This is a genomic window from Pseudomonas sp. AC112 (assembly GCF_979253545.1).
In genome coordinates, this window is the sequence record NZ_CEEDCM010000001.1 from 5,330,005 (window position 1) to 5,354,272 (window position 24,268).

At 59.9% G+C, this 24,268-nt stretch carries 30 protein-coding genes and 1 tRNA gene; 14 read left to right on the plus strand and 17 right to left on the minus strand.

Annotated features, from left to right (window positions below; translation table 11 throughout):
• Positions 1-18: 18 nt before the first annotated feature.
• Positions 19-1,014, minus strand: coding sequence for an aldo/keto reductase (locus tag AC0IYN_RS24760; RefSeq protein ID WP_471843706.1), 996 nt, complete (start codon positions 1,012-1,014; stop codon positions 19-21).
• Positions 1,015-1,133: 119 nt separating this feature from the next.
• On the opposite strand from AC0IYN_RS24760, the gene AC0IYN_RS24765 reads away from it, so the two are divergent.
• Positions 1,134-2,051 (plus strand): LysR family transcriptional regulator, encoded by a 918-nt coding sequence (locus AC0IYN_RS24765; protein WP_471843708.1) that lies wholly within the window; start codon positions 1,134-1,136, stop codon positions 2,049-2,051.
• A gap of 24 nt (positions 2,052-2,075) precedes the next feature.
• Here the strand turns inward: AC0IYN_RS24765 and AC0IYN_RS24770 are convergent, their stop codons facing one another.
• Entirely contained in the window at positions 2,076-2,795 is a 720-nt protein-coding gene (locus AC0IYN_RS24770; RefSeq protein ID WP_457247538.1) for a calcium-binding protein, read from the minus strand.
• 42 nt (positions 2,796-2,837) lie between these two features.
• A complete protein-coding gene (locus AC0IYN_RS24775; RefSeq protein ID WP_457247539.1) occupies positions 2,838-3,749 on the minus strand; it encodes an AraC family transcriptional regulator in 912 nt (303 codons plus the stop codon).
• 102 nt (positions 3,750-3,851) lie between these two features.
• On the opposite strand from AC0IYN_RS24775, the gene AC0IYN_RS24780 reads away from it, so the two are divergent.
• The 6 genes from AC0IYN_RS24780 to AC0IYN_RS24805 all read left to right on the plus strand — a co-directional run bounded on the left by AC0IYN_RS24780 (position 3,852) and on the right by AC0IYN_RS24805 (position 8,563).
• Complete coding sequence (locus AC0IYN_RS24780) at positions 3,852-4,412, plus strand: carboxymuconolactone decarboxylase family protein (protein ID WP_078048611.1); 561 nt, start codon at positions 3,852-3,854, stop codon at positions 4,410-4,412.
• A 34-nt stretch (positions 4,413-4,446) separates the two neighbouring features.
• The gene (locus AC0IYN_RS24785) at positions 4,447-5,508 is read left to right on the plus strand and encodes an acyl-CoA dehydrogenase family protein (RefSeq protein WP_471843712.1); all 1,062 of its coding nucleotides are present in this window, start codon (positions 4,447-4,449) and stop codon (positions 5,506-5,508) included.
• The gene (locus AC0IYN_RS24790; RefSeq protein WP_471843714.1) at positions 5,505-6,308 is read left to right on the plus strand and encodes an ABC transporter ATP-binding protein; all 804 of its coding nucleotides are present in this window, start codon (positions 5,505-5,507) and stop codon (positions 6,306-6,308) included. The genes AC0IYN_RS24785 and AC0IYN_RS24790 overlap by 4 nt, the downstream gene beginning before the upstream one ends.
• The gene (locus tag AC0IYN_RS24795; RefSeq protein WP_471843716.1) at positions 6,295-7,494 is read left to right on the plus strand and encodes an ABC transporter substrate-binding protein; all 1,200 of its coding nucleotides are present in this window, start codon (positions 6,295-6,297) and stop codon (positions 7,492-7,494) included. The genes AC0IYN_RS24790 and AC0IYN_RS24795 overlap by 14 nt, the downstream gene beginning before the upstream one ends.
• An 11-nt stretch (positions 7,495-7,505) precedes the next feature.
• Positions 7,506-8,252 (plus strand): ABC transporter permease, encoded by a 747-nt coding sequence (locus AC0IYN_RS24800; RefSeq protein WP_457247610.1) that lies wholly within the window; start codon positions 7,506-7,508, stop codon positions 8,250-8,252.
• 122 nt (positions 8,253-8,374) lie between these two features.
• Entirely contained in the window at positions 8,375-8,563 is a 189-nt protein-coding gene (locus AC0IYN_RS24805) for a hypothetical protein (RefSeq protein WP_010210250.1), read from the plus strand.
• 15 nt (positions 8,564-8,578) lie between these two features.
• Here AC0IYN_RS24805 and AC0IYN_RS24810 read toward each other — a convergent pair whose 3' ends face one another.
• Positions 8,579-8,959 (minus strand): fe2+ zn2+ uptake regulation protein, encoded by a 381-nt coding sequence (locus AC0IYN_RS24810; protein ID WP_406597007.1) that lies wholly within the window; start codon positions 8,957-8,959, stop codon positions 8,579-8,581.
• Between the two features lie 237 nt (positions 8,960-9,196).
• Here AC0IYN_RS24810 and pvdQ point away from each other — a divergent pair, with 237 nt between their 5' ends.
• A complete protein-coding gene (gene pvdQ / locus AC0IYN_RS24815; RefSeq protein WP_471843719.1) occupies positions 9,197-11,482 on the plus strand; it encodes a bifunctional acylase PvdQ in 2,286 nt (761 codons plus the stop codon).
• Positions 11,483-11,694: 212 nt separating this feature from the next.
• Positions 11,695-11,768 (plus strand) — tRNA-Cys (locus AC0IYN_RS24820).
• A 100-nt stretch (positions 11,769-11,868) separates the two neighbouring features.
• Here AC0IYN_RS24820 and AC0IYN_RS24825 read toward each other — a convergent pair.
• Both AC0IYN_RS24825 and AC0IYN_RS24830 read right to left on the minus strand, forming a co-directional pair.
• Entirely contained in the window at positions 11,869-12,918 is a 1,050-nt protein-coding gene (locus AC0IYN_RS24825; RefSeq protein WP_471843722.1) for a phage integrase, read from the minus strand.
• Between the two features lies 1 nt (position 12,919).
• Entirely contained in the window at positions 12,920-13,162 is a 243-nt protein-coding gene (locus tag AC0IYN_RS24830) for a DUF4224 domain-containing protein (RefSeq protein WP_471843725.1), read from the minus strand.
• A 254-nt stretch (positions 13,163-13,416) separates the two neighbouring features.
• On the opposite strand from AC0IYN_RS24830, the gene AC0IYN_RS24835 reads away from it, so the two are divergent.
• The gene (locus AC0IYN_RS24835) at positions 13,417-13,608 is read left to right on the plus strand and encodes a hypothetical protein (RefSeq protein WP_471843728.1); all 192 of its coding nucleotides are present in this window, start codon (positions 13,417-13,419) and stop codon (positions 13,606-13,608) included.
• A gap of 301 nt (positions 13,609-13,909) precedes the next feature.
• Here the strand turns inward: AC0IYN_RS24835 and AC0IYN_RS24840 are convergent, their stop codons facing one another.
• Positions 13,910-14,560 (minus strand): ASCH domain-containing protein, encoded by a 651-nt coding sequence (locus tag AC0IYN_RS24840; RefSeq protein ID WP_471843730.1) that lies wholly within the window; start codon positions 14,558-14,560, stop codon positions 13,910-13,912.
• Complete coding sequence (locus AC0IYN_RS24845) at positions 14,557-14,886, minus strand: hypothetical protein (protein WP_471843732.1); 330 nt, start codon at positions 14,884-14,886, stop codon at positions 14,557-14,559. Before AC0IYN_RS24845 ends, AC0IYN_RS24840 begins: the two co-directional genes overlap by 4 nt.
• A 556-nt stretch (positions 14,887-15,442) precedes the next feature.
• Between AC0IYN_RS24845 and AC0IYN_RS24850 the strand changes: the two genes are divergently transcribed.
• A complete protein-coding gene (locus AC0IYN_RS24850) occupies positions 15,443-15,661 on the plus strand; it encodes a hypothetical protein (RefSeq protein ID WP_471843734.1) in 219 nt (72 codons plus the stop codon).
• Positions 15,662-16,444: 783 nt separating this feature from the next.
• Here the strand turns inward: AC0IYN_RS24850 and AC0IYN_RS24855 are convergent.
• Positions 16,445-18,190, minus strand: a complete 1,746-nt coding sequence (locus AC0IYN_RS24855) for a DNA cytosine methyltransferase (RefSeq protein ID WP_471843736.1) — start codon at positions 18,188-18,190, stop codon at positions 16,445-16,447.
• A gap of 31 nt (positions 18,191-18,221) precedes the next feature.
• On the opposite strand from AC0IYN_RS24855, the gene AC0IYN_RS24860 reads away from it, so the two are divergent.
• The 3 genes from AC0IYN_RS24860 (at position 18,222) to AC0IYN_RS24870 (ending at position 19,525) form a co-directional block, all read left to right on the plus strand.
• A complete protein-coding gene (locus AC0IYN_RS24860) occupies positions 18,222-18,830 on the plus strand; it encodes a hypothetical protein (RefSeq protein ID WP_471843738.1) in 609 nt (202 codons plus the stop codon).
• Positions 18,831-18,944: 114 nt separating this feature from the next.
• The gene (locus tag AC0IYN_RS24865) at positions 18,945-19,175 is read left to right on the plus strand and encodes a hypothetical protein (protein WP_471843740.1); all 231 of its coding nucleotides are present in this window, start codon (positions 18,945-18,947) and stop codon (positions 19,173-19,175) included.
• A gap of 89 nt (positions 19,176-19,264) precedes the next feature.
• The gene (locus AC0IYN_RS24870; protein ID WP_471843742.1) at positions 19,265-19,525 is read left to right on the plus strand and encodes a hypothetical protein; all 261 of its coding nucleotides are present in this window, start codon (positions 19,265-19,267) and stop codon (positions 19,523-19,525) included.
• A gap of 57 nt (positions 19,526-19,582) precedes the next feature.
• On the opposite strand, the gene AC0IYN_RS24875 is transcribed toward AC0IYN_RS24870, so the two are convergent.
• The 8 genes from AC0IYN_RS24875 to AC0IYN_RS24910 form a co-directional block, all read right to left on the minus strand.
• On the minus strand, positions 19,583-20,068 hold the full coding sequence (locus tag AC0IYN_RS24875) for a hypothetical protein (protein WP_471843744.1): 486 nt from the start codon (positions 20,066-20,068) through the stop codon (positions 19,583-19,585).
• A 69-nt stretch (positions 20,069-20,137) separates the two neighbouring features.
• The gene (locus tag AC0IYN_RS24880) at positions 20,138-20,608 is read right to left on the minus strand and encodes a hypothetical protein (protein WP_471843746.1); all 471 of its coding nucleotides are present in this window, start codon (positions 20,606-20,608) and stop codon (positions 20,138-20,140) included.
• On the minus strand, positions 20,605-20,847 hold the full coding sequence (locus tag AC0IYN_RS24885) for a hypothetical protein (protein WP_471843748.1): 243 nt from the start codon (positions 20,845-20,847) through the stop codon (positions 20,605-20,607). Before AC0IYN_RS24885 ends, AC0IYN_RS24880 begins: the two co-directional genes overlap by 4 nt.
• Positions 20,844-22,469, minus strand: coding sequence for a YqaJ viral recombinase family protein (locus tag AC0IYN_RS24890; protein WP_471843750.1), 1,626 nt, complete (start codon positions 22,467-22,469; stop codon positions 20,844-20,846). The genes AC0IYN_RS24885 and AC0IYN_RS24890 overlap by 4 nt, the downstream gene beginning before the upstream one ends.
• Entirely contained in the window at positions 22,466-23,251 is a 786-nt protein-coding gene (gene bet / locus AC0IYN_RS24895) for a phage recombination protein Bet (protein ID WP_471844820.1), read from the minus strand. Before bet ends, AC0IYN_RS24890 begins: the two co-directional genes overlap by 4 nt.
• A 186-nt stretch (positions 23,252-23,437) precedes the next feature.
• Positions 23,438-23,632, minus strand: coding sequence for a hypothetical protein (locus AC0IYN_RS24900; protein ID WP_463886903.1), 195 nt, complete (start codon positions 23,630-23,632; stop codon positions 23,438-23,440).
• Complete coding sequence (locus AC0IYN_RS24905) at positions 23,629-23,820, minus strand: hypothetical protein (protein WP_471843752.1); 192 nt, start codon at positions 23,818-23,820, stop codon at positions 23,629-23,631. Before AC0IYN_RS24905 ends, AC0IYN_RS24900 begins: the two co-directional genes overlap by 4 nt.
• Complete coding sequence (locus AC0IYN_RS24910; RefSeq protein WP_471843754.1) at positions 23,817-24,254, minus strand: hypothetical protein; 438 nt, start codon at positions 24,252-24,254, stop codon at positions 23,817-23,819. The genes AC0IYN_RS24905 and AC0IYN_RS24910 overlap by 4 nt, the downstream gene beginning before the upstream one ends.
• Between the last annotated feature and the right edge of the window lie 14 nt (positions 24,255-24,268).

The following is a 24,268-nucleotide window of genomic DNA, read 5'->3' on the forward strand; positions in this document are numbered from 1 at the left end:
TGAGGGCGCTCTGTTGACTCAGATATCCAGCATGGCCATCACCGCCTCCGGGTAGCGCAGGCCAGCGGTAGCCTCGGCCGGGAAGATCGCCTCCAGTGCCGCCAACTCGGCCGGGCTGAGGTGGATCGACAGCGCCGCCACGTTTTCTTCCAGGTATTTGCGCTGCTTGGTACCCGGGATCGGAATGATGAAGTCGCCTTGCGCCAGCACCCAGGCCAGCGCCAGTTGCCCGGCACTTACGCCTTTGTCGGCGGCCAGGGCTTGCACCTGCTTCACCAACGCCAGGTTCTTACCGAAGTTTTCGCCCTGGAAGCGCGGGCTGAAGCGACGGTAGTCGTCGGCTCCGAAATCGTCCGGGCTTTTCAGTGCGCCGGTCAGGAAGCCGCGGCCCAGCGGGCTGTAGGGCACAAAGGCGATGCCCAGGCGCTGGCAGGTGGCGAGGCAGCCGTTGTGTTCCTGGTCGCGGCTCCACAAGGAGTACTCGCTTTGCAGGGCGCTGATCGGGTGCACCCGATGGGCACGCTCCAGGGTGGCGGCGGAGGCTTCGCTGAGGCCCAGGTACCGCACTTTGCCCTGGTGCACCAGCTCGGCCATGGCGCCGACGGTTTCTTCGATAGCGACCTGCGGGTCGATACGGTGCTGGTAGTACAGGTCCAGGGTCTCTACCCCCAGGCGGCGCAGGGTGCCGTCGATGGCGTTGCGGATGTATTCAGGGCGGCCGTTCACGCCACGCAAGGCAGGGTTGGCCGGGTCGCGCACGATACCGAACTTGCTCGCCAGGAACACCTGGTCACGTTTGCCGGCGATGGCTTGGCCGATCAGTTGTTCGTTGGTGTGCGGGCCATAAATGTCGGCGGTGTCGAGGAAGTTGACGCCCAGCTCCAGCGCACGGTGCAAGGTGGCGATGGCCTCGCGGGTGTCGCTGCCGGGCGTGTAGAAATCGCTCATGCCCATGCAGCCGAGGCCGATGGCTGAGACGCGTGGACCGTGTGTGCCGAGTTGACGGGTGTGCATGGGTTCAGCTCCTGGGGTGGGAAGGCCTTCATTGTCACGCTCGACAAAATCGAGATAAACCGGCTAAAAGCACTATCACTGTTCGTATTTTCTAAATAATCCCGCTGAGGAAATCGCCCTTGGACCGTTTCAATGCGATGCGCGTGTTCACTCGGATCGTCGAGTTGCGCGGCTTTGCCAAAGCCGCTGACAGCCTGCAACTGCCGCGCGCCTCGGTCACGGTATTGATCAAGCAATTGGAGGCGCACCTGGGCGTGCAACTGTTGCAGCGCACCACGCGGCAGGTCAGCCCGACACTCGATGGCGCGGCGTACTACCAGCGCTGTGTGCAATTACTGTCGGACCTTGAGGAAACCGAGGCGGTGTTTTCTACGCAACGCCAGAACCCGCGTGGCACCTTGAGCATTGATATGCCCTCGGGCATCGGGCGCTTGATCGTGATTCCGGCCTTGCCCACCTTCACGGCGCGTTACCCCCAGATTGATCTAGAGATCAGCCTGAACGATCGCACGGTAGACCTGATTCGCGAGGGTGTGGACTGTGTGCTGCGCGGCGGTCAGGCACTCGATGAGTCGCTGGTAGCCCGGCCATTGGCGATGATGAACCAGGTGACCCTGGCCAGCCGTGATTACCTCGAACGCTTCGGCGTGCCCGAAACGCTGGACGACCTGGCTGGCCATCGGATGGTCGAGTATGTCTCCCGTACCAGCGGCAAACGCTTTGGCCTGGAGTTCCAGGTGGGCAGTGAATTGCGCGAGATCAACCTGGATAAGGTGATTGCGGTCAGCAGCTCCGACGGTTATTTCGCCGCGTGTGAAGCTGGCTATGGCTTGATTCAGGCGCCGTACTATCACGCCACGCGGCAACTGGCCCAAGGCACGTTGGTGGAAGTGCTGTCACGTCTTGCACCCCCCGCCATGGCGCTCACTGCGTTGTATCCACCCCATCGCCAACTGTCCCAGCGGGTGCGGGTGTTTATCGATTGGCTGGTGGAGGTGTGCACCCATCCGGACAGCCCATTGCAACGCCAGACGTGAGTCTGGCGCGCATTAGCAGGGTGTTCAGGAAAGGTAGCCGTTGCCGCGTTCGCGTTCTTCTCGGACGGTGACTTTCCCGCCAGCGTTTGCAGCTTCCCTGTCCATGTCCTCAAGCATCTTTTGCCCGGTAGGCGAACTGCGCAAGAACTCGAAATCATCGGCGACACGCTGCTTGAACTCAGGGCGACCAACGACTTTAAAGCCTGCATCACCGGCGTTGCTGGTCTTCACCTTGGTAAATGCGGAGCCTTGGGAGGAGTCGTAGGCATCACCCGCTTTTGCGTATATCTGATCGCCACGCCTATTGTTGATGATCTGGTCTTTGCCTTTGCCGGTATAAAAAGTCGTTCGGTCATACCCTACCAATTGGTCGTTGCCCTTGCCGCCATGGAGAATTGTATGTCCGTTGCCAGCATAGAGGCGGTCGTCGCCACTTCCGCCATCCAAGTAGCTTTGCTTGCTCACGGGGCCGGCGCCGGCATACAGCTGATCATTGCCATTGTTGCCATACATGACTGCCTTGCCGGAGCCTCCGATGAGGATGTCGTCGCCGTCATTGCCTTGCGCGTAGCCAGTGTTGCTGCCGAGGCGAAGGGTGTCGTTGCCAGCACCACCCAGTAGGCGGGTTTTGCCACCGCCAGCGGTCAGGGCATCGTTCCCGTCACCACCATCAATCGTGGCTGGGTTATTCACATCAGGGCTGATGGTGACGCTGTCATTCCCGTTGCGGGTGTTAATCTGCAAGCTTCTTATGACCGCAGTCGGCGAATCTTCCAGCTTAGCGACTCAATTCTGCACCTGCGTCCTGCGATACGCCCCAGGCTGCTGCCCGGTCACTTTGTGAAACGCTCGGGTAAACGCCGCCACCGACTGATAACCCACCGCCAATGACACATCCGCCACCGTCTGATCCTGCTTGAACAGCTGGCAGGCATGGCGCATGCGCATCATCAACAGCACCTGCCCCGGCGACTGCCCGCACAGTTCATTGAAACGCTTGAAAAACGCCGAGCGCGACAGCCCGGTGCACGCGGCCATGCTCTCCAGGGTCCAGGCATCGGCCGGGTGGGCGATCAATTGCTCCAGCAGGTGGGCAAACGCTGGCTGCCGGCCCAGTGCAGCCAGGCCGCCGAGTTCGGTGTTATCCAGCACCTGTTGGCGCAGCACGTACAGAAACAGCAGATGGCAAAGCCGTTCGAGCAAGGCAGAAGAGGGCGCGGGCACGCGTTCGCACTCTTGCAGGATCAGTTCGAACAGGTTGCGTGCGGCGGTCAGTGAGGGGTCGCCTGCGCGCAGAATGATCCAGGCGGGCAGGGTGTCGACGATCATCGCGGACAAGCCGGACTGGAAATGAAAGAACCCACACACCAGGCCAACGCCGTCGTCGGCTGCGCGGTCCAGGGGCACCATCGGCACGCGGGGGCATTCCTGGGCGCCCGCTGCAGTCGGTTCGCCGGACAGACGATAGGCCAGGTCCCGCAACAGGAACAGGGCATCGCCGTTTTCCAGCTGATGGGGCGTGCTGTCGCCCTCGATGTGCAGCCAGCATTGGCCTTGCACCACCAAGTGAAAACTGGCGCTCGCCAGGCCGTGGGTGCTCGCATGCCAATCGCCGCAGTAACGGCCGACATGGAACAGGCTGGTGTCGAGTTCGAGGCTGTCTAATAACCAATCGACAAGTGCACTGGACGAATTCATCTAATGGAAAGACTCAAGAGCAAGTAATCGCTACTTTAGACTATTGAGGCGATTTTTTATAACCAACAGACTGGGTACACGAACCCATCAGGAGTCCACTCCATGTCCCGTGTCCCGTTGCTCACCCCCGAAACCGCGCCGGAAGCGGCCAAGCCCTTCCTCGAAAACGCGCTGAAAGGCTCGGGCTTCATCCCCAACCTGCTGGCGGTATTGGCTAACGCCCCGGCGGCGCTGGAAACCTACATCACCGTGTCAGGCCTCAACGCCAAGGCCGAGCTGAGCCTGGCCGATCGCGAGGTGGTGCAGCTGATTGCCGCCACCACCCATGGCTGCGATTTCTGTGTGGCCGGCCACACCGCCGTGGCGCGCAACAAAGCCAAGTTGCCGGAAGAGGTCATCGACGCCCTGCGCCAACGCGGCGAACTGCCCAATGCCCGCTATGAAACACTCGCCGCCTTCACCCGCGAAGTGATTGCCACCCGTGGCGATGTCAGCGATGCAGGCTTTGATGCCTTCCGCGCTGCCGGTTACTCCGACGGCCAGGCCCTGGAAGTCATTTTGGGCGTCAGCCTGGCAACCCTGTGCAACTTCGCTAACGTGTTTGCCCGTACCCCGTTGAACCCGGAACTGGCGCAATACCGCTGGGAAAAACCCGCACGCTGAACCTGGCCCACCCGCTGCACAAGGAGAGACTTGAATGCTTGACCCCATCTTGAGCCGTTGGCTCGACATCCAGGCGCAGGCCTTGGATGTGGGCAGTTGCGACCCACAGGAAGTGCTGCCACGGCTGGCAGAGGCCAACGTATTGCGCATCGGCGTGCCGTCTCAACTGGGTGGCCTGGGCGGTGATGTGGCGGGCGCGGTGGAGGCCATCGCCAATGTCGCCAGCCATTCCCTGGCGGCGGCATTCGTGTGCTGGGGCCAGCGATCGTTCATCGAATACCTGCTGCAAAGCCCCAATGCGAAACTGCGCGAGCGGCTGCTGCCGGACTTGCTTAGTGGCCGGTTGGCGGGTGCGACGGGCTTGTCCAATGCAATGAAGTTTTTGTCGGGCATCGAGACCCTGCAGATCAGCGCCGAACCCACCGACGACGGCTGGACCCTCAACGGCCGCCTGCACTGGGTGACCAACCTGCGCAAGAGCGGCTTTGTCGCCGCCGCTGCCATTGAACATGCTGCGGGTGGCGCGCCGTTTATCCTGGCCATCCCCGATTCGGTGGCCGGGCTGCAGCGCTCCAGTGACCTGGAACTGCTCGGCTTGCAGTCCAGCAATACTGCCGCCCTCGGCTTGGAAGGCGTGGCGTTGAGCCGCGATTGGCTGCTGCATGAGGATGCGCGCAAGTTCCTGCCGGCGGTGCGCCCGGCGTTCCTGGGCTTGCAGTGTGGCCTGTCCATTGGCTTGGCCCGCCGCTCATTGGCGGAGGTGGCCAACCATCTGGGCGCGACCCGCACGGTGTTGCGCGAAGAACTGGAAACCTTGCGCGTGACCCTGGATCACCTGGTCACCGACCTCAAGAACGGCCTGCTGGCCGGGCGGTTTGCGGCCGAGCCGGTGCCGTTGTTCAAGCTGCGCATCGCCCTGGCCGAGACAGCCGCCAGCGCTGTGCAACTGGAATTGCAAGCCAGCGGCGGCAAGGCCTACCTCACGGCCCACGGCAGTGGTTTCGCGCGACGTTGGCGCGAGTCAGCGTTTGTGCCGATCGTGACCCCAAGCCTGGTGCAATTGCGCACCGAGTTGCAGCGCCAGGGCAACCTATGAACAGTGCCGTCCTGAGCGCCCAGGGGATTTGCCTGGGGTATGCCAGCGGCCCGGTGCTGCAGGGCTTTGACCTGCACTTGCAACCCGGTGAAGTGGTGTCGATCCTTGGCCCCAGCGGTGTTGGCAAGTCCAGTCTGTTACGGGTGCTTGCCGGTCTGCAGGCCCCGCAGGGCGGCAGCGTGCGGGTGTTGGGCGCACCATTGAACGGCCCCCATCCGCGCGTGGCCGTGGCCTTCCAGGACCCCAGCCTGTTGCCCTGGCTGAGCCTGGAAAAAAACGTCGCCTTCGGCCTCGACTTCGCTCGGCAGCCGCAATTGAGCCACCCCGAACGTCGCCGCCGCGTTGATCACGCCATCGCCGCCGTCGGCCTGGAACATGCGCGCCAGCACTTCCCGGCGCAGCTTTCCGGCGGCATGGCCCAGCGTACGGCGCTGGCCCGTTGCCTGGCGCGCCAACCCCAGGTGCTATTGCTGGATGAACCTTTCGGCGCCCTGGACGAAGTGACCCGCGCCGACATGCAGCATCTGCTGCTCAAGGTCAACCGCGAGCAGGGTTCGGCAGCGGTGTTGATCACCCATGACATTGATGAAGCGCTGTTGCTGTCCGACCGCATCCTGCTACTGGGTAACCGCCCGGCGCGGACGTTGGGCGAGTGGCTGATCGACCTGCCGCAACCACGGGAGGAACAGGTCGAAGCCATCGGCGCGTTGCGCATCGACATTCTTAAAACCCTACGGCAGGCGAGCCGCCCTCAACCCAACCCCCTTGACCTGCTGGAGCCTGCCCATGTGCCTGGATGACCTGACCCACTCGCGCCGCGACTTTCTCAAACTCTCGGCGGTGCTGAGTGCCGCCGGCGCCTTACCGCTGTTGAGCAGCCTGCAAGCCCGCGCCGCCAGCGAGCCGGATGCACCGGTACGCATCGGCTACCTGCCGATCACCGACGCCACGCCGCTGCTGGTGGCGCACAACAATGGCCTGTTCGAAGCCGAAGGCATCAAGGCCGAGCGCCCGGTGCTGCTGCGCAGTTGGGCGCAGGTGATCGAGGCTTTTATCTCGGGCCAGGTCAACGTGATTCACCTGTTGTCACCGATGACCGTATGGGCGCGGTATGGCAGCAAGGTGCCGGCCAAAGTGGTGGCCTGGAACCATGTGGGCGGATCGGGCTTGACCGTGGCGCCGAGCATTACTGATGTGAAGCAACTGGGCGGCAAATCGGTGGCCATTCCGTTCTGGTATTCGATCCATAACGTGGTGGTGCAGCAACTGTTCCGCGACAACGGCCTGACCCCAGTCGCGCGAGCGGCGGGCAGCGCGATTGCGGCCAATGAGGTCAACCTGATCGTGCTGCCTCCGTCGGACATGCCACCGGCCCTGGCCAGCAAGCGCATCGACGGCTACATCGTCGCTGAGCCGTTCAATGCCCTGGCGGAAAACCTCAAGGTCGGCCGGGTGCAGCGCTTTACCGGCGACGTGTGGCGCAACCATGCGTGCTGCGTGGTGTTCATGCACGAGCACGACCTGGCCAACCGCCCGGAGTGGTCGCAAAAGGTGGTGAATGCCATCGTCAAGGCGCAGGTCTGGACCCGCGACAACCGTGAAGAGGCGGTGAAGCTGTTGTCCAAGGATGGCCCGAACCGCTACACCCCGCATGCCGAGCCGGTGTTGAGCAAGGTGCTGGCGCCTGCCGCCGCTGACCGTGCTGCCTACCTGGCCGACGGTGCGATCCAGCATGGGAACTGGGATGAGCACCGCATCGACTTCCAGCCTTATCCCTTCCCGAGCTACACCGAGGAACTGGTGCGCCGCCTGAAGGACACCCTGATCGAGGGTGACAAGAAATTCCTTGCCGACCTTGATCCGGTGTTCGTCGCCAAGGACTTGGTGGATGACCGTTTTGTGCGCAACGCTATCGAGGCCGTGGGCGGCATGCAGACCTTTGGCTTGCCGGACGGCTATGCGCGACATGAGGAGATCGGCGTTTGAAAAACCGTGAAATCCCGGGCTGGTTGCTCGGGTTGAGTGGTCTGGCGGGGTTGCTGCTGCTGTGGTGGCTGGGGGTGAAGGTGTTTGGCGATGCCGAGGGTTTGTCGGCACGCTTTTCCCTGGGGGCCACCTTCGGCAGCCTGTGGGAATTGCTCGGGCGCGGTGAGCTGTACCTGCACATCGCGGTGAGCCTAAAGCGCATTGTTGTCGGGCTGTTCCTGGCCTTGTTGATCGGCGTTCCGTTGGGCTTGCTCGTCGGCAGTTCGCGCAGCCTGGAGGCGGCGACCACGCCGTCTTTCCAGTTCCTGCGCATGATCTCGCCGTTGTCGTGGATGCCCATCGTGGTGATGCTGATGGGGGTAGGGGACCTGCCGATCTATTTCCTGCTGGCGTTTGCCGCCGTGTGGCCGATCATGCTCAACACCGCCGCAGGGGTACGCCAATTGGACCCGCGCTGGTTGCAGTTGAGCAGTAGCTTGAGTGCGACCCGCTGGGAAACCTTGCGCCGGGTGATCATTCCCGGTGTCGTCGGGCATGTGCTGACGGGTGTGCGCCTGGCCATTGGTATCGTGTGGATCGTGTTGGTGCCGTGCGAGATGCTCGGGGTCAGCGCCGGGCTGGGGTATTACATCCTCGACACCCGTGATCGCCTGGCCTATTCGGAGCTGATGGCGATGGTGCTGCTGATCGGGCTGTTGGGCTTTGCCCTGGATGCGTTTGCGCGCTGGTTGCACCGGCGTTGGGTGCATGCCGGCTGATTGGCCGAGCCAAAGTTTTTCATCGCCTGTAACATGAGCGCCTGTCTGACAGGCTCGTGCTGATGTGGCGGGCAGGTTCGGCGATTCACAGTGGCTACATTCTTCATGTTCAGGAACCCGTCATGACACAAAAGCAGCGTTTGAAATATTCGATTCTGATTGCCCTGGCCGTACTGGCGACGATGTTTGGCCTGTCCTACTTGCAGAACACCGGGGTTATCAGTGAGAAGACATTCCAGACTATCGCCATCGCTGTCGCAGTGGTCGTGGTGGTGATCAACGGCATCATGCGCCGCAAGGTCAAGCTCTAAGCAACAGGTCGCCCCTCAGGCGCGACCGTCGAGCACCTTGGCAGCCTCTTCATGGAGGCTGTAGCTTTTATCCGCATTGAGGGTGATCACGCCCTCGCTGCACAGGCGCTTGAGCACTTCGCGCACGCTCAGAAACGACAGCGGAATGCCCAGCTCCAGCAAATGGCTGTGCACACCGCGCACGCCGAGGGTACGCTGGTTGTCGGCAGCGGTGAGCAGGGCGTCGATGACCTTCAGCCGGATCAGGCTGGTGCGCAAGCCAAAACACTTGAGCAGATGGCGAATACGCTGGTTGCCTTGTTGTTCGGGCGCTTTACCGAACGCTTGTGTGCCGTTGCCAAAATTGGCCTCGGCAGCCGATGAATGTCCATCCGTGGGCACTTGCGGGTTGTACATGCAAAAACTCCTTATCAGAGCCTGATCAGGAAAAAATGAGCGCTCTTACTTATTAAGACGAACGAGCGTGCAAAATCATGAAGTGCCGGATGTAGAAATTTTGTCGGTATCGGTTTTGTCACAACTGCGCCGTCCTGAATTAACGTGCCCACGCGCTAAATTATTCCCGGTGGTTTGCGTTCTTACGGTGGGGTTATTGCCCCTTGTGAGGCGGTTAAATCTGACGGTGGAGTCTGCGTGATTATTTCCAATGGGTTGTCCAGGGGGTGTGTGGTTGGGGTGTTGCTGGGGTTGAGCCTGGCCGCCTCGGCGCGGGAACACGTAACGCAAGCGTCGGCGGACATCCGTCGTACCAGTTACGGCGTACCGCATATACGCGCCAATGATGAGCGTGGCCTGGGCTTTGGCATCGGCTACGCCTACGCCCAGGACAACCTTTGCCTGCTCGCCAACGAAGTGGTCACGGTGAATGGCCAGCGCGCGAAGTATTTCGGCCCTGAGCAGGCGACCCTGGAAGAGCGCAATAACCTGGCCAGTGATGTGTTTTTCACGTGGCTCAATACGCCGGAATCGGTCTCCGCATTCTGGAAAGCGCAGAGCCCGCAGATCCAACAGCGTATCGAAGGTTACGTGGCCGGCTACAATCGTTACCTGAAAGAGCAGGGCGCTCCCGCACAATGCCAGGCGGCCTGGGTGCGACCACTGGTGGCGGCGGATTTGGTCAAATTGACCCGTCGGCTTTTGGTAGAAGGTGGCGTAGGGCAATTCGCCGAAGCCCTGGTCGGCGCGACGCCGCCTCAAACGACCGCGAGTGTGGAAACCAACACCAAGGCTTTTGAGCTTGCCGCCGCCAACCAGCAGCGCTTCGCCTTTGATCGCGGCAGCAATGCGGTGGCGGTGGGGCGTGATCGCTCGTTCAATGGGCGCGGCATGCTGCTGGCCAATCCGCATTTCCCTTGGGTGGGGGGCATGCGTTTTTATCAGATGCACCTGAGCATCCCCGGTCAGTTGGATGTGATGGGCGCTGCGTTGCCGGGCCTGCCGGTGATCAATATCGGCTTTAACACGCATGTGGCGTGGACCCACACGGTGGATACGTCCAAGCACTTCACGCTCTATCGCCTGACCCTGGACCCCAAGGATCCCACGCGCTACTTGCTCGACGGCAAATCGGTGCCGTTGGATAAAACCACGCTGACCGTGCAGGTCAAACAGGCGGATGGCAGCCTCAAGGACCAGTCGCGCACGGTGTACAGCTCGCAATTCGGTCCGGTGGTGCAATGGCCGGGCAAACTCGACTGGGACAGCCATTTCGCCTTCAGCCTGCGTGACGCCAACCTGGGCAACGACCGCGTGCTGCAACAGTGGTACGCGATGAACCGCGCCTCCAGCCTCGAAGAGCTGAAGACCTCGGTGCACACCCTGCAAGGCATCCCGTGGGTCAACACCCTGGCCGCCGATGACCAGGGCCAGAGCCTGTACATGAACCAGTCGGTGGTGCCCAACGTCAGTGCGACCAAACTGGCGCAGTGCAGCGACCCGCGTGCCGGCCTGCAACTGATCATGCTCGACGGCGCCCGCAGTGCCTGTGCCTGGGACATCGACCCGCGCGCCGCCCAGCCCGGCATCTTCGCGGCTGACCAGTTGCCGCAACTGCAACGCACCGACTACGTCCAGCACTCCAACGACTCGGCGTGGCTGGCCAACCCCGAAGCGCCGCTCACCGGGTTCTCCCCGGTGATCAGCCAAGACCACATCGGCCTCGGCCCGCGCGCGCGTTTCGCCCTGCAGCGCCTGCAATCGTTGACAAAACCGATCAGCGTCACCGACCTGCAAAACATGGTGATGGACAACGAGGTGTACCTGGCCGGCCAAGTCCTGCCCGACCTACTGCAGTTCTGCGCCAAACACCTCGGTGCCGACGCCGCAACCCTGCAACCGCTGTGCAGCAGCCTGAAACACTGGGACCAGCGCGCCAACCTCGACAGCGGCATTGGCCTGGTGCACTTCATCAACCTGGTGGAGCACTTGCAGCAGATCCCCGACGCCTGGCGTGTCGCCTTCGACCCGGCCCAGCCCCTCACCACCCCACGCGGCCTGGCCATCGACCGCGCGGATGTCGCCAAAGCCCTGCGCGACGCCATGTTGGCTTCGACGGCCGACGTCGCCAAACTCGGCCTGAACGCCAACAGTAAATGGGGCGACCTCCAGGTTTCCGGCCAAACCCCGATCCATGGCGGCCCGCAGGCACTTGGGATCTACAACGCCATGCAAACCGTGCCCCGCGCCGACGGCAAGCGCGAAGTGGTCAGTGGCACCAGCTACCTGCAAATCGTCACCTTCGACGACCAAGGCCCGCATGCCCAGGGCGTCCTCGCATTCTCCGAGTCCACTAACCCGGCTTCCGCGCATTCCAAGGACCAGACCCAAGCGTTCTCCCAGAAAAAACTCAGCCCATTGCCCTTCACCGAAGCCCAAATCAAGGCCGACCCGCAGTACCAACAACTGCGCATCAAGGAGTAGGGCCGGCGCGCAACCCCTTGATGCCAATACGAAATATTTTTGAAATCAAGGGGTTGCACGCATACGTAAATACGTACATAATGGCGCCCATCGAACGCAACGAAGCATTAAAAACTTCAATGTATTCAATGAGTTAGAGTAGAGGCAGGGTTATACAGCCCACTCAAGTTTTTATGCGGTGAGTGTCAGCAGTTGGGACATTGATCGTTTGAGGCCGAGTAGCAAAATGGTTATGCAGCGGATTGCAAATCCGCCTACGCCGGTTCGATTCCGACCTCGGCCTCCACTCTTGAAAACCCCGCAGATTAACGTCTACGGGGTTTTTTATTGCTCTCGAGAAAGTGCAGGAGTTCCGAAACTTTAGGGGGTGGAGTTCCGAAACTATTTCATTTGGAAGGCTGGGCGACTGCCCCGATGCGTCGATAGACACGCTTGGTTATCTCCTGTTCTGAGTGGCCGAGGAGCAAACTTGCATCGGCGATATCTGTAATCTCTGACGCGGCTTTTGGGCGGATGTCCTTAAACTGGAATTGCCGAATCTTTTCAGCGTCGCCGTCACGGCCCTCGTTTGCCGCAAGAGTTACTGCCTTTTCGCGGGCATCATCCCACCTGTTACGTAACATCTGCTGCGAAACTCGCATCCCCGTCTTGCTGAGCACGAAGTGCTGTGAGATGTGATGCTTGTTCCTGGCGGTGATGTTGTCGATAAGCAGACCTAGGCTGTTTTTCACGCCGTCAGTCTGCATCTGAATCCTTAATCGCTTGCTGGTCTTGCCTTGTTGGACCGTTAAGAAATCTCCCTCCACGTCTCCCTTCTTCATCGCGATAACGTCAGCCGGGCGTTGGCCGGTCAGATAAGCCAGGTCCATCGCATCCTTCAGCTCCTGCGGGGCCTCTCCGTAAACCGCCGCCCAAACCATGTCATTGGCGTAGTAATCGCGAACCTTCTCCTTGTTTTTGCGCACGCCTGCACAGGGATTTTCCCGCTCAGTGAAACCCCACTCTCGAGCCATGTTGAATACATGGGACAGCAGAGCAATCTCTCGATTGGCCCGCGTCTTTGCCGTCCTTGCATCGCGATATTGCGCAACCATAGACGGGGTTATCGCGTCGATAGGCGCGCCTTCAAAGCCCTTGCGCAAATGCTTTAATTCAGCCTTGTTGTCTTTCTGAGTGCGTTGCGCCTTCTTCGGGATAATATCCCGCTCATACCTGTCAAAAATCCCCCTCATGAGTTTCAGATCAGCCGGCTTTGCCTTTGCTTCAAGTTCTGCCCACTTAAGCCTGGCCTTGTCGAGATCGCCTCCAAGCGACAGTTCTTTTCCGTTGGCGTCCCGGTAGTAGTAACCCACCCATACTGTCCCATTTTTGCGTGGGCGCTTGCGCCGAACCATCCCTGGCGGCAAGTCCCTGTTCTCTGTCTTGCGGGGGCGCATATCAGTTCACTCTTGAAAAATCAGGCGTCCAGGCCGGTCTTGCCGGCGGAGGGTTTTGATCGGAGAGCGTCGCATTGACCATGCCCAGCTTCATGCGGGCAAACATTCGACCTACCAGGGGGCGGCCACCGCGGCTTTCGATGAATACCCAATTGCGGTCCTTCAGCCACTTCCGCTGATGGGCCCGGTGTTTGTAGCCTGTAAGGTCGGCGAGCTCTTCGTCCGACAGGATCTCTGCTTGCATAGTTACCTCCCGCCGACCACATATGGCCGCGCAATGTCGATGGTGTCCATTGAATGTCCTTGCCGCGCATGGCGGCAGAAAGTGAGGCTACCGCTCACTGGCAGTCATGTAGGGGAATGGAGTAATGGCGTTGTGCCTGGATTCCTGCGGCGCAGGTAAGGGTGTACAAGTTTGTTCAACTCATCAGGTCTTCAGGAGGGCGCGTGTCACACTGCCTCGATGTTCCAATTGCCCATGCGTATCGGGGTCACACGATGTTTCTCAAGTTCAACTGGCAACGTCCGAACGACGATGCACCGGTTGCCGCCAAGATCATCGAGCCAGCGTCAATTGATGGGTTGGGCGAGGTTGCCGCTGAACTGACCGGGCCCTGGCCGGACTACCCAGCCGCGCTCGATGAGGCCATCGCTGCTGCTGAGCGATGGGTCGACAGTCAGCTACCTTGATGTAGTTCACCGGAAGGCATGTTTGAATCGATCCGGCATGGGATCGATTGTTGTGCTAGACCTGACATGTCGCGCATGTATTTCAGGTATGTACTGTTGAAATGCTAATCCGACTGGCGCTCTATCAAGTCATTTGAGCGCGCCCTTTGAGCCGTGGGCAGTGATTCGATGGATCGAAGTAGTTAGCTGCGAGTTAAACAACTCCCTTCCTCTGGGCTAGTAACTCAACGCCTTGGTCCATCGGTCACATCCTCGCCCAGTCACGCGTAGATGAAGACGTAGGCGAACCAGAGGGTGGCGATTATGGCGTCACCCGCTTGAACTCGACCACCCAGACCCACGGGTTGGAGTCCCAGTCGCCACCAGTGGACTCCCACAACTCCCGCCAGGCCGCCGGGTACCAGTCTCGGTAATTCGGTGAAACGTCATCGCTTGCCAGCTCTGGCGGACATTGCAGGCCTTCCGCCCGGATATCGGCGCGGCTGATGTCCTGCAACCGCTCGACGCGCACGTCGGAGATCTCCAGCAGGATGCGGCTGGCCCAGCGCGGCATGTGGATGGATGGTTTCCAGAAGCCGTCGGCGGTGTGCCCATCCGACGCGCGATACCAACACCGATAAATTTCCGGCTCCATTCCTGGCCGGGCCGGGCGCCAGTGGTCATCAGGTGCAGCGCCGTGGGAGCCGGACTTATCCGCAAAAGCGAACGTCTCGCGCACCCACAGCCGGTCGCCGGGCTTGCCAAAGGGGCAGCAGCCGTTGACGAAGTGCTTGGTAACAGGTTTGCCGTAACCGTCCTGGCCGTAGTTGGAGCTGCCTACGCAGAAATTTCCACTGGCATCGATATGTGGCTGAACTTTGATTGCCCGGCGCGTGACCGTCTTCCGGCCTTCCAGGATGGCGCGCACCATCGGCGCCGAGAACAGGATGGGGCGTTCTTTGATCTGGCTCACGGCGTCACCTCCCGGCGCGCCCACCAGCAGACTGGGCCGTCGTCAGTGTCGTGAATTGCCAGGCAGAACCAGCCTTCGCCATCAGGCCGGTCCGGCTCCCAGTAACTGCAATCCGGGTCGCCGGCTTCGAAATAGCGCTCAGAGACCGCTTCGTCGCTGTGGTATTCGAGCGACACCATCTTCACCTGCAAGCCCCGTTCAGCGATCCAGGCCTTGCACTTATCACCGTCGCCCTCGTCGAAGTCGGGCATATCGGGGTGAGCGAACATGCCGTACTCATCGCGCACGACCGGGGCTGGCTGGATCAACTTGATTTCTTCAGGCATGACTTCGTCCTTGCCGCTATAGCGGCTGAAGTTGAAGGAGGAGGGTGAATAAATATTTCTTGCTCGGTATTTCGTTCAGATTCGTTCAAGCCGCATAATCGCCGCCTAAATATCAGAGCGATACAGATGAGAAACAGAGGCAAGGTTTTCTGGGACTGGGCGGACCCTGCTCTTCATACTCGATCCGTAGATGAGCGGCAGGCAGACGGCACCTTGCTGAACGTCCAGGTGCGAATGTCGCTTCTCGGAAGAACCGAGTTGTTTATTGGCGTTTACGGGGTGGATGAAAAGATGCTTTTTGAGGAGGCCCCTGAGTCAATACCCGGGGAGACAATGACAGCAGCTCTGGCTAGGGGGCTCGATATAGCGAGACTTAATGCCCCAAACGCTCTGCGGTCAATTTCTATCCGCAAGGCCGAGAAGCTCCCCAGAGCGGGATCCAAGCAATCGAAACGGTAGCTGGTCGACGACATGGAACGTTTATCACTAACGCTTAGTCCTCAGTTAGACGGGTACAACACGGAGTTTCCGGCTAGACCTGTCGCAAGGCGAACTGATGAGCGGAATCGATGACTTCAGATTCAAATCACACCATCTCCTTATTGAGCTTGATGCCGCTACTAGCACAATGATGATGCTGGTTTCATCGAAGGAGGTCGCAGGGGCCATTTGGGACGCTGCTACTCTGCGTCACCATCATGCCTTTGAGGCATGGAACTCCTTTCTTAACTCCCCCGAAAGCCTTTTAGACAATGTGACGCCGCCGGTTCAGTAGCGGCCGTTACTCGGTCATGGGCATTCACAAACGTCATTCCGAGGCGTTCGGAGATCGGGAGGATCGTGCGGGCGCCCTTTGAATGGTCCAGTCCATCGGGGCTGCAATGTCACGTCGCGCGCTGCCGGGCTGTCGGTCATTTTGGCGAATGCCGGAATGTTGAGGTCCCCCAGGCCGGTCTTGGCGCGCTGAGGTAAATTAGTTTCATTAGGAACCCTTGCCAATCCATGCGCGGTATTGGAAGGGAGTAACAGAGCAGTTAGAGTTCAGTGATTACCGGGGGAGGGTAATTATGAGCTGCTACATATGCGGAAATAACGTTGCGCCAATCGAACTGCCGGACATCGAGGAGTATCCGTGCTCAGCCTGTGGACGCTACAAGATTACCAGCACAGCAATCGAGCTTCTTAAGCAGCATTCTTGGGTGTTCGATATCTACCTGGCACGACGATGGATAGCCGATCAACAAGATAGTTACATCACCCCAATAATCGATTCGAATATTGTCACCCGGCTTGTTTACGTCTAAGCGGTCTCCAGTAGGGAATTGCGCGCTTCCTTAGACGTTGGTGTCCTTGCCGGGCCATGCCCGGGCGGTGGAGTGGATTGATTTGAACTGCCGATTCCGCCAGGTGCCGAAACAGCTACCACCCAGAGGACATAGCGATGAGTGAAGAAAAGAAGAAAGAGCCCGAGCAAGAAACCCCGGCGCATTCCACCGAGGAAGAGCGGGAGCGCCTGAAGGACTTCAACAAAGACGGCATACCGCCTGGCGCCTGCTGATCAGCTCGCCAATTGACGCAATAGTCGCCGGCCAATCCATCGAACCACGGTGACGGCCTTGCTGTTACCGATCGCCTTGTAGCGGGGGCCGTCTGGGCATTCGCTTGCAGGCTTGCCGCGCCAGGGGATCAGCGTGTAGTCGTCGGCCATGCCTTGGAGGCGTTCGCACTCGACTGGAAACAGTCGCCGAACCTGGGTGGGCGCGAGTAGCGCTGGCGGCGGGCTGCAGGCGTCCAGAGAGGCGGTGTATTCCTCGTGCCACTTTCCAGCGCCGGAAGCTGCCGTGTGATGTAGCTTGGTGGAGTAAGCGGGAACGATTGGCTGACCGCGCCCGGTGCCGTCCTCGCTGCCGTCGAACCCTTCGGCCTTCAGCGTATGGGTGATGTCGCCAGTGATACAGACGGCCACCTGGCCGCCGGCGTTGGCGTGGCTTTCCGAATGATTCATAGCGCGCAACGTTGGGGCAATCTCTCCCGCGTCAGCTCCGTGATCCTTGCAGGAGAAAGCCAGTACTGCGTTTTCCTGTCCGTTGTTCCTGCCCAGGGCAAAGGCAACTTTGTCGCTGACGCCCGGGTCTTGCGTGCCATGCACCACAAGAAGGCCAGACTCGGCATCCTGGCTGGTCGCGCTGCCAGCCGCCTTGCCGTTGGCATTGAGTGTACCTGCGATCAAATGCCCTGCCTGTGCGTGGTCGACATCGGCGCCGCCATCTGTGCTGCGTAGCGCACCGGCTACCGCCAAGAAGTGCCCAGCCGCTGCACCCTCAGGCCTTCCTCCTGCACCTCCGCTGTAGGCGTGGCTTGTCAGTGCCCCGATCACATCGGGTTGAATGAAGAACGTCTCGCTGTCCAGATCGTTGCGGCCTTCGTGATGGGTGAGGGTGCCTGCCTTCTCGATAGAGCCGGACATGCGGCCGGCCCCGAAGGCTGGGATGCCGCCGAATATTGATACCGCTGGCCCGAAGTCGCCTTCGCAGCTCGGGCAGCCATAGGCGCCTAACTGCTCAGGGAAGACATACTCGCATCCTTCTCCGCACTGGAGCGCAGGGCCGAAAGGAGCTGTTCCGGTAACGTCCTGCCCCTGGCCTCGGCGCGGCGCAGTATCCCGGCGCACGCCTTCTCGCTCAAAAAGTACCTCGGTGGGATCGAACCCGCCTCGAGCACTTGCGACAACGAACACACGACGGCGTCGTTGGGCCAGGCCGAAATATTGGGCGTCCAGGACCCGCCACGCGATTGTTCTTTTGGGTCCATACACACAACCAGCGTCCTGCCATTTTTTCCCTGGAGGCTGCAGCTCGCAGTCTTCCCCAGCAAGCGCGCCAAGAAAGCATCCGAAGGCGTTCCCTTTGTCGCTGAGGACGCCGGGGACGTTTTCCCAGACGATGACGCTGGCGGGTTTTCCGTTGACGGCTCGAACATAGTCAACTGCATCTGCAAGCTCCACGTATTTAATAGTGAGGGCGCCGCGCGGGTCGGTGAGGCCTTCGCGCATACCAGCCACCGAGAAGGCCTGGCATGGCGTGCCGCCGACCAGTACGTCCGGCGCCGGGATCTTTCCAGCCAGCACCAGGGCGGCCAGCTTGGTCATGTCGCCATGGTTTGGCACGACAGGGTAGTGATGGGCCAGCACCGCGCTGGGGAAAGCTTCGGTCTCGGCGAACCAAGTGGCGCGCATGCCGAGTGGCTTCCACGCAAGCGTTGCCGCCTCAATGCCGGAGCAGATCGAGCCGTAGGTGATGGCCATATGTTGTATCCTTCGCCAAAAAGGAGGCGTGATGGAAGTATTTGATAAGTTCGAGCTAAACGCGCAGGGGCTAAGTTTTAGCGGCCATCGTTTAACCGATGATCTTAAGGTTAAAACTCAATTTGGATCAAAAGAGCAGCCAATTTATGTATTCACTCAGTCAGATACCGATTGGGCAACCGTTTCACCTTCAATTGCTGGTGTAGTGGTAGCAATAATTGTTGCTTGGCTCACGGTAAGAGTGCAAAAAAATCAGATTAAAGCGAACCTCAGTAGCTTTAGAAATCAATGGATGAGCGAGCTCCGAGCGTGCGGGTCAGAATATCTGATGGCTATGCTGGACATGGCCGTAAAAACTGAAATGGATCCGGAGTTTTATAATTCAGGAGAACATTTTCAGGCTTACAGGCAAGTAAATTCGTTAGGGCTGAAGTTTGAGTTGCTTCTAACAAGGGATGACGAGGACGCAACAAAAATTAGAGATTTAGATGAAGTAACTGCGCAAATGCTTTTCGCGATGAAACTGGGAGATGACAGTCAGCCTGTAATTGATAATATTAATAATTTGAAGTCACTTCTTAGAATTGAGCTGGAAGATGCGTGGACTGACATTAAGAGAGATGTCGGTAAGACTAGATAGGCATCGGCGAACATTTATCCAGTCAGGCGCCGCCCTCCGTGACCGGTGGTGGCAATTTGGTTTGGGTTGGAGTATTACGGGAGACCGGCATGGAGCCGGATCAAGGAGGAAAGAGTGGACAGAAAACCTTCTAATAAGCTGCTAGCCGAGCAAAGTGGACTGACCGTGGCTGAAGTCGGCACGTACTTGACGGAGTTAGTGTTGCAGCCTGACGGAAGCTGGATTGCTTACTTCGGCGCTGAAATCGAACGCTCACCAGATGCCAGCTCAAAGTTGGATGCATCGCGAACGCTGTTGATTCCAGCCTGGCTTGCCAAGCATTGGGTTGATCGCGATATTGGGTAGGCGCCGCCCTCTGTTACCGGTGGTGGCTATTTAGGTTTGGTTGGGTTATCACGGGTGACCGATTTACAGTCAGATCAAGGAAATAGCGCGTGAGTGATGTCGAATTTGACTTGCAGGATCCTAGGAACGTTATTTATCAGTACGGCGGATTCGATATTTCTATCGTGTTCGCCTGGGAAAATGTGGCTGAAATACCCAGTGCTGCGCGGTTGAACATTACAAGGCAAGAGCCATTCGCCTATGCCCAGATGGATCAGGTCACTGTCGACTGGAGCAGCCTCGAAGATGCAGTGACCCGCTTAAAGAACGCTGCCAAATTCTTAGCCGATGACATGCCTATCAGAAGCTGAGGTCATTACCGCCTATATATGGGCCCTCCGGTTACCGGATGCAGCGAGTAGGGTGGGTTATTCGTCGCCGTCGTCTTCGGCGTTCATCTGCAGTGATTCGGCAAAGCCTGCTTGCCGTAATTTGCGCGCCACGGTTTCGGATATCTCGTAATCGTGGCGCTTAATTTTGAATAGCGGGGCGGACTTAACGGCACCCAGCGAGTGGGCATGAGCGATCAGTCGCCAGATCGTCGCCCGATCCCTCGTCTCACCCAGTTCGGCCGTGAGCGCTGCCAGCCGGTCACGCATGCCCTGGCGGAAGTAGTGACGGATGATGTCCGTCGGACCTTTAACCTTCGGCGGTGCCGGCGGTAGATCCTCGGGACGGCCATTTAGCACCAGCAGTTGCACCGCCTCACTGACCTCTTTGATTTCATGCCAGAGCATCAGCTCGTCGAGCATCTGCCGGGTGCCGTACGGGGCCGTGTGCCGCAACTCCTGCTCGCCCAGTTCCTGCCGCTTCTCGGCAAGCCTGGCTGTTCGTTCTTCCTGGGTCACAGCCATGGCCTACCTCTTCTATTCCGCTGGCCGGCAGTGCGAGCCAGGTTTGACGTTTGCGTTGCTGGGTGCGGGCTATGCGGCGCATGAATCGACCTTCACCTGGTGCCAGGCGCCGACCGCTTCGAAGATCCGCGCGGCGTGCGCCTCGTCCAGCGACATCGATTCGGGAATGGCAATCCAGCCCGAAGCCACCATCTGACTTTGATTCGCCTCGTCGCGCAGGTTCTTGTAGCAATGCTCGATTACGTCTTCCAGATGGTCGGAGAGGTAAACGCCATCGGGCGCCACCTCCACTGACTTGCTGTAGCGGTCGCCGCGGGCGTCGATGCAGAGGGCGCTGAGGTAGATCGTCCACCGGTGCGGTATACCGCAGACGGCCTGGCCAATCTTCCCTGGTGCGATGTTCTTCAGCGACTTGTAGTTGATCATGCCCTGGCGGCCGCTGGGGTCTATGTTGACCACTGCGACGTGATTGGTTGCCAGCAGCGAGCGGCACGACCGGGCAATGCGCGCCTGCAGGTTATGCGGTTTGCGCTTGCTCATAATGCCTCCGCGAGTTTGCGCAGCGCTTCACGCTCGGCCCGGGTGATGGGCGGCTTGCGGCGCTTGAGAATGGTCGCTGGGTCGATAATTTCCGAGCGCTTGGCCGGCTCCGGATTGATCGCCGGGCTATCGCCGATGCTGTATTTACCGCCGGCAGCCAGGTGCTGATGTACCTGGCTGGAAAGTTCCAGCGCTTTCTCGCGCCGAAACTCGATATCAGATCTGAGGTTGCTGATCATGCTGCCGCCTTGCCGAGTGTCACCCCGGCCATGCTGAAGTTTGCACCCTGCGCTGCGACCATCGCGTCGAGCGCTTCCCAGTTGACCAAAAGCAGAGTGACCGGCGCCTGACCATATGCCACCGCTTTGATCAGTGCCTCGAAGTCCGTCACGCTGGCCTGCAGCTCTACCTGCTCGACCACGTGGCTCTTTACTGGCTTTGTAGCCTGGGCGACGGGTGCCGCTGTCTGAGCTGGCGTGGCGCGGACTGGCTCGGGTGTCGCCGCTTTCTCCACGACTGGCTCAGGCTTGATGGCTGCCAGTCGCTGGGCTTCCTGCTCGGCGATGCGCTTCGCGTCGGCCTTTGCCTGCTCCGCCTGCTGGTGTTCGGAGATGCGGAATTTGATCAGCGTTACCAGGTCATCGTTGGCCTTGGTCACCAGCTGCTGCACGTCGCTGAACAGGAAGGCATGATCAACGGCGAGCTCTGCCAGACTGGTCAGGTTCAAGCGGATGCCGTCGGCTGCCTGGCTTGCATCGATCTTCGCCCGGGCCAGTTCGGTATCTACTGCGTCCTGGAGACTGGCGATGGTCCGCTTGCTCTTCATGGCGCCGGCGAAGTCCGAAACGATATGAGGCAGCGTGACTTTACCCAGCGTCTTGTTGATGGCGGCGATATGATCCGCCAGCGCCAGCTCGGCTTTTTGCTTGATGTTGGTCTTCACCAGCAGCTCCTGGGCCTTCACCAGCTTGTCGACTTTCAGGCGCGTCTCGCGGGCATGAGCGCTGATGCGATCCAGCGATGAAAACAGCTCGTCGATGCTTTGGGTCTGCGACAGGGCCTGCTTCTTGGCGACGGCGACAGCCTCTTCAACATCTCCGCACCATTTGACCGCCTTCTTGGCGTCGGCGAAGTCTTGGTCGGTGGAGAGCGTGGTTTTCACCGAGTCGATGACGGCCAGGGCCGAATCTTCAAACACCCTCAGGTTGCTGGCTGTGACCATGCCGGTCAGCTCGATGCGCAGGGCTGGCAGCTCATCAGGTGCCTTGCCGACGACGATTGAAGGTGCGTCGGCCATCTCGAAGTTGGCCAGGTCTGCCTCAAACTGTTTCCAGCCTTCGATCAACTGGGCCGCGCGCCCGGCGACAGCCCGGTACTCCATGTGCACGAAGTTCTCCGGCGTACCGTCCGAGCAAACAAAGATGACCCGCTCAGCGCCGCTCACCAGCAGTTGCTGTTCAAGCTGCCAGTAGTAGTGCGGAGCCAGGTCGCCGGCTATCACCTGGGCCACGACCGACTCATTCCACAGCTTGTGCTCGAACAGGGTCTCGCCGAGCATCGTGGCGCCGTCCATGGAGGCCAGCAAGTTGCCCTCGGTGGCAACGATCGGATACAGCTCTTCGCCGATCAGTGCTTCAGCCAGTGGGCGGGCCAAAGCTTCGGTAGCGTGGCCTTTGTCGAAGATAAACTGCTGAGAGGGCGTGACGTCCGGCGTGATGCCGGTCTTCTTGGCCGCCAGCAGATCGGTCCGGGTTTGGTACTTCGAGGCGCCCATCATTGCTGGGGCTTCGGAGGCGGTGCGGAACTGGGCGCGGAGGGCAAGCCACTCGGCGGAGCCTTGAGCTACGTTGTGAATTTTCATGCTGCGTCTCCATCGAGGGCTTTGAGGTTGGTGATGGTTTCGATCTGGTCATCGCGCAATGAGTACTTGCTGATGACATTGGAAATAATGTGCTCAGGACTGGTACGGCCGGCGTCGATCAGCGGCTGCCACTTCTCGATGTTTTCAGCCAGCAGTTCGTCGGGATAGGCAGGCTTGGCGTCTGGTTCTAGTGGAGCCGGCCGCGCCGGCGAGACGTCTTTGGCGGGCTCCTCGAACGACTTTCCTTCCATCTCGTCAGCCGTAGGGGCGGACCCGACTTCAGGGAATGCTTTGCGCAAGGCCTGCGCTTCGGCGCATTTGGCAAGCTGTGCAAATGCGCGGCGCTTCCACATAGAGTTGGGCGCAGCGCTGTCCTTGCTCGCAGTAGCGTAGTTTTCGAGCCAACGCTCGTTGGCGGTGAACTCGGCAACAAGTCCGTTCGACATTTGGCGCTTGACGGTGACCCGGCACCACTCCGGGTAAGTTACGTCGACACCGGCCAGCTTCGCAGTGATCGACGGCCCGTATTCGGGATCGCTGATCCCTGCGTATTGACCTGTGCGCGCTGCCTGGATGCGGTACAGGCCGATACCAGGCATCACCACATCGACCATGCCGCGGCCCTTCTGGTAAATCGGGACGATGTGCACCGGCTTAAGCATCGGATCAAGTTGAGCCGCCTTGCAGTACGCCAGCACCATCACGACAGAGTTATGCGCGGCGCCTGGGTACAAGCTCCCGCTCAGTACCTCGACAAGCGCATCCTCGGAGATCGCCGGCATGTGCTCGGCGTGTTTAATTACTGCGGACACGGTGACTCCCTGCCGCGATGCTCGCAGCGATTGAAGGTGTTGTTTATTGAGTGATTCGATCAGCTAGGGCGCTGAGCAACATCAGGAAGGTGCAGACGGAGAGGGCAGAGAAAGAGCCTCGCCAGATGAGTAGGCGCCGGGTGCGTTGGTGCGTGGTCACGGCCGAACCCTCACCGCAATCCGTCCGCCCTTCATTGTCGGCGCCAGGCGCTGTGGCAGGTCCCGAACCAGGTCTTCACGTTTGCGACCGATCAGCTCGTTGAAGGGGAGGCCGAAGCCGAGGATGGCGATGCGGCGCTCGATGTCGTCGAGCTGCTCGTCGACCAGCGATTTCACGATTGGTGTGGTCATGCAGCCTCCTTGCGGCGCCTGGTGATTTTCAGCAGGCGCTGGCAGTAGTGGTTGAATTCTTCGACGGTGACGGCGTTGCCGGTGAGCATGTTCGTGATCATTCGTTGCACGACCACCTGCGCGCCCGGCTCACTGGAGGGATGCTCCAAAGCTTCCAGAGCCTCATCAATCAGGATGTGCGGGCTCATAGGTCGGCATCCGCATCGTCTTCGCGCTCTTCCTGTTCCGCAGCTACTGCGTCTTCGGCGTAGGGCCTCAACAGCGCTACAGCGATCTTCTCGACGGCTTCAATCGGCCGCTGCTGGCCCAGCAGGTCTGCGGCATGGGACCGGGCATCACCCTGGCCACCGAGCATTGCCGACAGCAGGAGGCGGGCAAACGAATCACGCTGGTCCAGGCCGTCGATCTGGCGCTGGTTCAGGTGGCCCTGCAACACCGTGCAGAACCGGTCGAACGTAACCACCTGCGGCTGGCCGTAGCGGCGCTTCCACTTGATGTCCATGCCGCACACCAACTGTTCGGCTGAGTGTTCCAGCCACTCCTGTTCTGCGCTCACCTCGCCGATCTCTGGAGGCAACTGAGCGTCGTAACGCTCCTGGCATATCTTCAATGCTGCGTTCATGGTCGCCTCCAGGG